At 46.1% G+C, this 8,540-nt stretch carries 10 protein-coding genes; all 10 read left to right on the forward strand.

Annotated features, from left to right (window positions below):
• The first annotated feature begins 922 nt into the window (after window positions 1-922).
• The 10 genes from ACX0MV_RS20095 to ACX0MV_RS20140 all read left to right on the forward strand — a co-directional run bounded on the left by ACX0MV_RS20095 (window position 923) and on the right by ACX0MV_RS20140 (window position 8,043).
• The gene (locus tag ACX0MV_RS20095) at window positions 923-1,360 is read left to right on the forward strand and encodes a hypothetical protein (protein ID WP_458984277.1); all 438 of its coding nucleotides are present in this window, start codon (window positions 923-925) and stop codon (window positions 1,358-1,360) included.
• A gap of 431 nt (window positions 1,361-1,791) precedes the next feature.
• Window positions 1,792-2,172 carry a B-box zinc finger protein gene (locus ACX0MV_RS20100; RefSeq protein WP_458984278.1) on the forward strand — a complete coding sequence of 127 codons (381 nt, stop codon included), beginning with the start codon at window positions 1,792-1,794 and terminating at the stop codon, window positions 2,170-2,172.
• Window positions 2,173-2,285: 113 nt separating this feature from the next.
• Complete coding sequence (locus ACX0MV_RS20105) at window positions 2,286-2,798, forward strand: hypothetical protein (RefSeq protein ID WP_458984279.1); 513 nt, start codon at window positions 2,286-2,288, stop codon at window positions 2,796-2,798.
• 281 nt (window positions 2,799-3,079) lie between these two features.
• Window positions 3,080-3,391, forward strand: coding sequence for a DUF4288 domain-containing protein (locus ACX0MV_RS20110; protein WP_458984280.1), 312 nt, complete (start codon window positions 3,080-3,082; stop codon window positions 3,389-3,391).
• A gap of 454 nt (window positions 3,392-3,845) precedes the next feature.
• Window positions 3,846-4,154, forward strand: a complete 309-nt coding sequence (locus ACX0MV_RS20115) for a hypothetical protein (protein WP_458984281.1) — start codon at window positions 3,846-3,848, stop codon at window positions 4,152-4,154.
• 113 nt (window positions 4,155-4,267) lie between these two features.
• The gene (locus tag ACX0MV_RS20120) at window positions 4,268-4,933 is read left to right on the forward strand and encodes a RipA family octameric membrane protein (protein WP_458984282.1); all 666 of its coding nucleotides are present in this window, start codon (window positions 4,268-4,270) and stop codon (window positions 4,931-4,933) included.
• Window positions 4,934-5,469: 536 nt separating this feature from the next.
• The gene (locus ACX0MV_RS20125) at window positions 5,470-6,015 is read left to right on the forward strand and encodes a DUF3916 domain-containing protein (protein ID WP_458984283.1); all 546 of its coding nucleotides are present in this window, start codon (window positions 5,470-5,472) and stop codon (window positions 6,013-6,015) included.
• A 643-nt stretch (window positions 6,016-6,658) separates the two neighbouring features.
• The gene (locus tag ACX0MV_RS20130) at window positions 6,659-7,051 is read left to right on the forward strand and encodes an SMI1/KNR4 family protein (protein WP_458984284.1); all 393 of its coding nucleotides are present in this window, start codon (window positions 6,659-6,661) and stop codon (window positions 7,049-7,051) included.
• A 104-nt stretch (window positions 7,052-7,155) separates the two neighbouring features.
• Window positions 7,156-7,650, forward strand: coding sequence for a hypothetical protein (locus ACX0MV_RS20135; protein WP_458984285.1), 495 nt, complete (start codon window positions 7,156-7,158; stop codon window positions 7,648-7,650).
• 141 nt (window positions 7,651-7,791) lie between these two features.
• Window positions 7,792-8,043 carry a hypothetical protein gene (locus tag ACX0MV_RS20140; RefSeq protein WP_458984286.1) on the forward strand — a complete coding sequence of 84 codons (252 nt, stop codon included), beginning with the start codon at window positions 7,792-7,794 and terminating at the stop codon, window positions 8,041-8,043.
• Window positions 8,044-8,540 lie beyond the last annotated feature (497 nt).

Raw genomic sequence — 8,540 nt, forward strand, 5'->3', positions numbered from 1 at the left:
TCGCTTCGCTCACTGGGACGGGCTAAAGCCCGCCCCTTAACCAAACGTTAGAAGCGGCTCTTAATTTTGGTGGTTTATATGCACGGAAGCATTAATTCAGTTCCTCAGCCAAATATCAGCGCAGTTGCAAGCATTGAGCGTCGGCGCGCAAAACATCTGAATGTTCGTAGCCTTTCGCGGTGGCGTTGCCGGCCCATCGCTGGGGCAAACGCCATTGGTCGTCCTACCGCTATGTATCTGCCAGCCCACGCACGTTCGTTGCCCAACATCTCGGTTCGGCCTCAGGTACATTTGGCGTCGCCTGAAAATTCCGAGCTCGATTTGTCACCGCGTCTAACTACTGGTTCAAGTCGCTCGCTCCGCTCGCTGGGACCGGCTAAAGCCGGCCCCTTAACCAAACGTTAGGCGTTGCCACAAAATTGAGAACACCTTATGCCTTATGAAGGCCTTCACTATCTGCCGCATAAAATATCTTGCCCAGAAAACGCAGAGCAAGAGTTCAGATTAGCTTTTAGCAGCAAAGAATCTGACGAACATAAAGGTATTGTTTACTTTTTCCTGTCAGAGAAACCAATCCCTAGGGTATTAGGTGAGTCTCGAATTTTATACATAGGCAAATCCAATACATCTTTACGCGCACGATATTTTCGTTACTCTAAAAAACTTTGTACCAACAGAAGCGGTAAGTTCTATAGCCACATAATAAAAAACTACGGCGCAATATCGTTTGGATATTTTTTATCGAACGATCCGAAAGTAGACGAGCGTAAATATTTTCGAGAATACCTCGATAAACATTTAGAATATCCACCAAAGTCAAAAGTCGGCTAAAGCGCCTAACAACTGGTTCAATCCGTTCGCTTCGCTCACTGGGACGGGCTAAAGCCCGCCCCTTAACCAAACGTTATGCACAGGAAGCACTATGCGCACACTTAACATATCAATAATGCTAGGACTCGCAGGCGTTACGGCCTTTTTTGGAGTGTTTATGCTGATTGCTAACGCTAGAGATCTTTCTCAAGCCGGACCACTAATTAGCTCCCTTATTTGCTTCTCGTCCGTCTCTATTGCCTATTTCAATCTCGTACTGAAATCATCAAAGCGCACCGTAAAATCACAAATTATTATACTCGCTACCTATGCAATAAGCGCTGCTTCTGGTGCAGCAGCAGCTAGCAGTATCGGTTTGATCTCATATGTAATGAAGAGCATGGATTTAAGTTTTATACCTGCACTAGATTACATTTGGCGACCCGCTTTAGTCGGTGGCACTATCTCAATCACGACTTACGTTTTTGCACATATTTACAGTTTACGAAAAAGCATAGAACTAGTTCAGGCCGAACATCAAAGCGCATAACAACTGGTTCAAACCGTTCGCTTCGCTCACTGGGACGGGCTAAAGCCCGCCCCTTAACCAAACGTTAGGAGCCATTTCGGTGCCTCTTGCAATCAACAAACCTGGAGAACTTGCTATCGGCCAGTTCTTTGAAAGCTGCTCATTTCACCCATGCTTGTGCTGTGAGGTTGATTCCGCAGGGGTTCAAATCGAGGGCATTTCCCTCGTCGATGGAAAAATCCATTACTGCAATATCAGGCACTGTGGGTTACGGATATTAAGCACCGAAGAAGCAATTCAATGGAAATTAAACGGCCCAGCAGATCAAAACCTGCCCCCTGAACGGCAGTGGTGGTAATGGCTCCTAACAATGCGCTCAAAGCGCTCACTCCGTTCGCTGGGACCGGCGAAGCCGGCCCCTTAGCTTAATCGTTAGGCAAAAGGAGTCGCCTGTGAAGTGTTTTTACCACCAACAAGATGAAGCTATCGCGCTTTGTAAATCATGCACTAGGGCGCTCTGCCGGTGCTGCGCGGCAGATGTACACCCAGGAACAGCCTGCATTAATCGATGCGAAAAGGATGTTGAAGAATTAAATATAGTTAACACGCGAAACCAAAGTGCTTATCAAAAAGCAGGGAAAGCACACAAGCGAGGGGCGCTCGCAACGCTAATAATGGGCCTTACTTTCATATTAATTGGCGGCCTCCCAGTAGCAATTAATAACAATTATGACGCCTCCTTTATGGCAGTAATTGGCTTGATTTTCTTACTGTGGTCATATTTCGGATACAAAAGCGGAAAGCAAATAGAAGCTGAGGGGCCAGAGGCCTAACAAGCGGTTCAAGCCGCTCGCTTCGCTCACTCGGGACCGGCTAAAGCCGGCCCCTTAACCAAACGTTATAAGCTCTATCAAGATATGCGCATAGCTAAGAGAGAGGGAAGATAGTGGAAGCCATAATAGTACTGGTGATTATTGTTATTTTAGTCGTACTTATTGCCAAAGCTCTCCCAAACCAACCCTCTCTTACTGAATACACTGATCAATACTCATCAGAACAACTCCAAGGTAGAAGTTATAAAATATCCAAAAAATTAGCGAAACTCACCACGGAATCCACAAACATTATCTGCAATCTACAGGCAACCAAAGAAGACATATGGAGGTACGAGAGACTAAAAAATGAAATAGCAGTACTTGAGAAAGAGAATCAGGCAATAAAAGCTGAACTTATCACTAGAGCCAATGCAACTAAAAAAACTACGCAGGAGCTTAGCGAAGTAATCAATAGCCATGCAACACTTGTAATACTCCTAATGAAAGAGAAAGGCCTCACAGAAGATCAAGCTAACACAGCAATACTCAACAAGATTGAAGCACGAAAAAACCAGTACCAACTTAAAGGGTTGAGTGAAGAGCAAGCACTCGAAAAAAATATAGCGATGCAATTACAGAATTAACGAAAGGTGTTTTGACCTCCATTCACTGTAGCAATATACCTGATGCCACTGTAGTCGTTTTAACTATTAATAAAGATAGAACATTTAAATTCAATTATAGCTACGGGGATTGCAAGGCTATAGATATCTCTATCCTATCAATAGGAAAACCAAATTCATTTTTTATCAACGACAAAAACATCACATAAACTCATAACAATTGGTTCAAATCGTTCGCTGCGCTCACTGGGACGGGCTAAAGCCCGCCCCTTAACCAAACGTTATGCATTAGGTGGTCGTCGATGCCTTGGTACGCAATAAGAAATGTATATCACTTTGGCACCAAGGAAGATGGGAAGAACATCTTTGAGGAAAGAGTCGTATGCTTTTCTGCCGAGTCAGAAGAAGCAGCACATGAATTAGCAGAGACAGAGTCCAAGGAATACGTAGAGTCAACCAACTTTGTTAGCCATGACGAGCAAGTTGGCTATAAGCTCGACCCTGGGAGCTTGATACAAGGGCATGAGGTGTGGTCAGAGCTTTTTGAGTCTTACGACTCGCTAGATGTTTTTTATCAAAAACGCTATCTAGACTATCTATACATTCCAGACTAAAAACGATGGTACCGTGCGCAGCATAACAATTGGTTCAAGTCGCTCGCTTCGCTCACTCGGGACCGGCTAAAGCCGGCCCCTTAACCAAACGTTAGAAGCGGCTATTAATTTTCGTGGTTTATATGCACGGAAGCATTAATTCAGTTCCTCAGCCAAATATCAGCGCAGTTGCAAGCATTGAGCGTCGGCGCGCAAAACATCTGAATGTTCGTAGCCTTTTGCAGTGGCCTTGCCGGCCCATCGCTGGGCAAACGCCATTGATCGTACTACCGCTATGTATCTGCCAGCGCCCGCACGTTCGTTGCCCACCATCTCGGTTCGGCTTGGGGTACATTTGGCGTCGCCGGCAAACCCAATGCTCGACTTGTCACCGCGTCTAACACCTGGTTCAAGTCGCTCGCTGCGCTCACTGGGACGGGCTAAAGCCCGCCCCTTAACCAAACGTTAGGCGCTTATGAAGAACATCCAGGTCATCGACAGTGCAATAAATGCCGTATATGACATTTTCTCGGCCACAGACGACGAGTTTTCGTTGATATTCCCTGAAGGCGAAGACATCGCATTCATCGGCGAAGTGTATGAGCGCGAGAGCACTAGGGAGCTTGATCTAGCGTTTGAACGAATATGGGCACGTCGAGTACCCAAGAAGGAAGCAATGGGAATTCATGGCATCCTTTTCTATGAGCTAAACGAGAAGAAAGATTTCTACCCGACACGCCGCGATGAAGAGGCAAGGAACCCCGATGGCAGTCGTTTACGTTAGCAACCTGCGGCAACGCGCCTAACAATGCGCTCAACTGCCGCTCACTTCGTTCGCTGGACGTCCAAAAGCTGCGCTTTTGTCCGCCCGTTAGCTTAATCGTTAGCCATAAGAACATGACCGAAAATATCACGACAAAAGAAATAACCCAGGAAGAGTATGAACTCGCATTCAAAGGTAAAGAGGCCGAGGCTCTAAAGCAGGCACTCGACATAAGAAAATTCGAAATCGAACTATATTGGAAGCGTGCGTCTTATTTCTGGACATTCATCGGTGCAACAATGGCTGGCTTTCTCGCTATACAAGCCTCATCAGCCCAAAACAAACAAGACCTTACAGTAATCCTTTCCTGTCTTGGCTTTGTTTTTTCTTTCGCGTGGGTATGCGTCAACAGAGGGAGCAAATTTTGGCAAGAGAACTGGGAAAAACACGTTGACGTACTAGAGGATAAAGTTACCGGACCTCTTTATAAAATTGTAATGTCTAGAAATTCAACAAGTAATCTCAGTGAAAAAGCTGTTCACCTCATTACCGGGCCATCATCAATATCGGTTTCAAAAATAAACCAAATAATTAGCATTTATGTTTTTGCACTTTGGGCATTGCTGCTATTTTACTCTCTGCCCGAGTTCGGAATTGAGAAGTCTATTAATTGGTTTTATTTCGCCTTCCTGGCACTGAGCATGTCGTCATGTATATTATTTTTAATGCTAGGCCGCTCATATGGCGGCGGGTATTTTCATACTGCAAAAATACGTAAATCCAGAGTAAAAAGCGGCTAACAATTGGTTCAAACCGTTCGCTTCGCTCACTGGGACGGGCTAAAGCCCGCCCCTTACCAAACGTTAGAGGTTGTACATCAGTATGAATCGTATACTTCTTTCTACATCTCTTTTTGCTGCATTCACTGCAGCAATACATATTTTCGTTGGTACGCCGGAAATCGAAGAACCATTGCTTCAATCTGCGCTACCGCAAGAGGTTAGCCTTCTTCTCTATGCATGCTGGCACTTAGTCTCTGTTACATTAACGCTGTCTGCGGTAGCCTTCTTCATTTCCGCTCGTACCATTAGTACATCACCACATTACATGGCAAAACTGCTTTCCTGTATGTGGCTCTGCTTCGGCCTAGTATTTATCGCAGTGGCTTTGCTCTACTCCGATGTCTCAATGCTTCTTAAGTTGCCCCAATGGACTTTACTGTTACCAGTCGGTGCTCTTGGCCTCTGGGGCTCCTCTAACAAACGGTTCAAATCGTTCGCTTCGCTCACTGGGACGGGATAAAGCCCGCCCCTTAACCTATCGTTAGCCATACTTTATGACAGCTCGCAGATTTTCGTTTAGCAATAAAAAACTTCGTGGCATACCACGTCGTTTGCGCGCACTAGCGCGCTGGAAGAAGTCGTTTTTAGGATATTTTCCAAGCCAGCTAACACCAGAGGAAACGTACTGGAACTATAAAATTCCTGTGTATCGAAATCTTGTTGAGGGCAAGCAAACCACCAAGAGCATACAAGCCTTTTGTGCACAGCAACTTATAGATGCCGCACACCATATATACAAAGCCAAACCCCAAGACGCTGATTATTCTAGAGTTACATGCGTTATTTCACTTCCCTGCATGTTCTCAAGTGAGCTGTGTATTTATACAAGTGAAGAATATTTCAAAGAGCACACAACCCAACAAACTGGACGCTTCGGGAAAATTGAAAAGATTCAAGGAAAAAGTCTTGCTCAGGAATTTGGTCTAGTACTACCGGAGGGTTTTAACGAGCTTGGAGTTTTGCGTACTGACGAAGATGATGATGGAAATCCATATATTTCTGAGCAGTGGTATTTTGGCGAAGTCCATCAGTACGGCTAACAAGTGGTTCAAATCGTTCGCCTCGCTCACTGGGACGGGCTAAAGCCCGCCCCTTAACCAAACGTTAGGCGGTTACTCATGCGGCTACCAGAGACTAGACTCATCCCCGTCGACGAACGGTTTTCCGGGGAGCCACTCGCGACAACAAAACTAGGTGGAGAGCCAGAGTGGATTCAATCCGGCAGTGATCCTGAATGCTCGTGCGGACAGACAATGATTTTTCTTGCGCAACTGGACTCATGCGATATACCTGTAGCTAAACTTCCAGGCAGCGCAATTGTTTATGACCACTGCTGCCCCAAGTGCTTTGAAACTTTTTCTCAACTTCAATGTTGCTAGAGCCACTGGGCAAGTTCGCTATGTCATTGAACATCCGCGACAACTTTCTTCGCTCAAACATTTTTCAATGTCAAATCCTCGCGCAGCCCAGAGCAATATTAAAGGCTGGACGCACTATCATAAAAAAACCGATGAAAGAGCAAGGGAAAAGGCTTCAAAGCCAACGCCATTTTGGCTACCGTGTTGTATTCGGTCACAGCGTCCGGCTTAAGCCCGCGGCCTAACAGGCGGTTCAAGCCGTTCGCTTCGCTCACTTGGGACGGGCTAAAGCCCGCCCCTTAACCTATCGTTAGAGTGCTTTCCTATGCCCTTTGATCTAGCCGAAAATTTCATCTCTGCAGCAGAGGAATTGTTAGGGGCAAAGCTTCCAGATTCTTACCGAAGCTCAATGCTCATGAGTAATGGCGGGGAACTAGAAATCGACGATGATGTTTGGCAGCAGTACCCTATAGCCGACACATCTGATCGCAAGCGCCTCTCTCGCACCGCAAATCACATAATAAAAGAAACAAACCACTTAAAGAGCTGGCCAGGTTTTCCTGAAGAGGCAGTAGCAATCGCCGGCAATGGCAGCGGCGACCAGTTGGTTCTACTAAAAGAAGGCGCATCATTTGGGCAGGAAATTTATATCTGGGCGCACGAAACCGGTAAGCTTCAAAAAATAGCCAACAATTTTTCCGCGTTAACAGCACTCTAACAACTGGTTCAAATCGTTCGCTTCGCTCACTGGGACGGGCTAAAGCCCGCCCCTTAACCATACGTTAGAGCTAAGAGAAATTGAAGACACATAAGAGTTTGAGAATGAAAAAACTAGGATTTCTCATGGCTATTTTTCTAAGTGGTTGTGCAGGAATTTATGAGCAACCAACCGAAACTGAGCCGCATGCAAAGTTAACCGTAGAATTTGCTCAGAACGAGCTACCCCAAGGTGGCGCACAGCTATTTTATGCCTACAACAATGATAACTGCGAAGCAAACCATGGTGCAGCTATCGCTGGCCTGAGCTGGTCATCCGAAAGCAGCAAGGTCGTAAGGCTCTATCCCGGGAGTAAAATATATATCCAGGCTGCCACTGTTGGGATCACAGGAGAAAATCAGGTCTGCGGAACCAGCTACTGCATGCTGCAACAGCGGTGCGTCAATGTGATCAGCTTCACTCCAGAGGCTGGAGTTTCATACACCATGAAACACCACTCCAACAATAAAAGCTGCTCAATATTCTTAATAAATAGCACATCCCAAACACCACCATCATCCATAGAAATACACCCCGTCAAGAATGGCTGTAAGATCTGAGCAAGCTCTAACAATACGCTCAAAGCGCTCACTTCGTTTGCTGGGACCGCGTTCCGCGGCCCTTTAGCTTAATCGTTAGGCCAAAAGCGGAAAACCTCACCCTTATTATCTGTTTCGCTCAGTCATAGAGAAGGACATTTCATGAACACAAAAATAATTGCAGCAATCGCTTTCTTTATCCTGACATCACTCAATATTTACACATTAAATCAAGTCTCAAGCCTAAAAACTGAAATCCAAGCCACAAGGGTCGAAGTAATAAACGTCTATGACTCTCTTGGCTATTATGCAGAAGGACAAATCGCTAACTTCGGCCCAGACACAGTTTCTGGGGGAGTGAAGGAAATCAATAGAAAACTCACCAATCTTTGCCAAAAATTAAACTGCAATTAATATAGCCAAAAAACAAGCATTTCGAATTACCGGCAATCAAGACCTGTTTACGGCACTGCACCGCGACACGGCCTAACAACTGGTTCAAACCGTTCGCTGCGCTCACTGGGACGGGCTAAAGCCCGCCCCTTAACCAAACGTTAGAAGCGGCTCTTAATTTTGGTGGTTTATATGCACGGAAGCATTAATTCAGTTCCTCAGCCAAATATCAGCGCAGTTGCAAGCATTGAGCGTCGGCGCGCAAAACATCTGAATGTTCGTAGCCTTTCGCGGTGGCGTTGCCGGCCCATCGCTGGGGCAAACGCCATTGGTCGTCCTACCGCTATGTATCTGCCAGCCCACGCACGTTCGTTGCCCAACATCTCGGTTCGGCTTCAGGTACATTTGGCGTCGCCTGAAAATTCCGAGCTCGATTTGTCACCGCGTCTAACTACTGGTTCAAGTCGCTCGCTCCGCTCGCTGGGACCGGCTAAAGCCGGCCCCTTAACCAAACGTTA

It is taken from the genome of Pseudomonas cistanchae, from assembly GCF_054483635.1.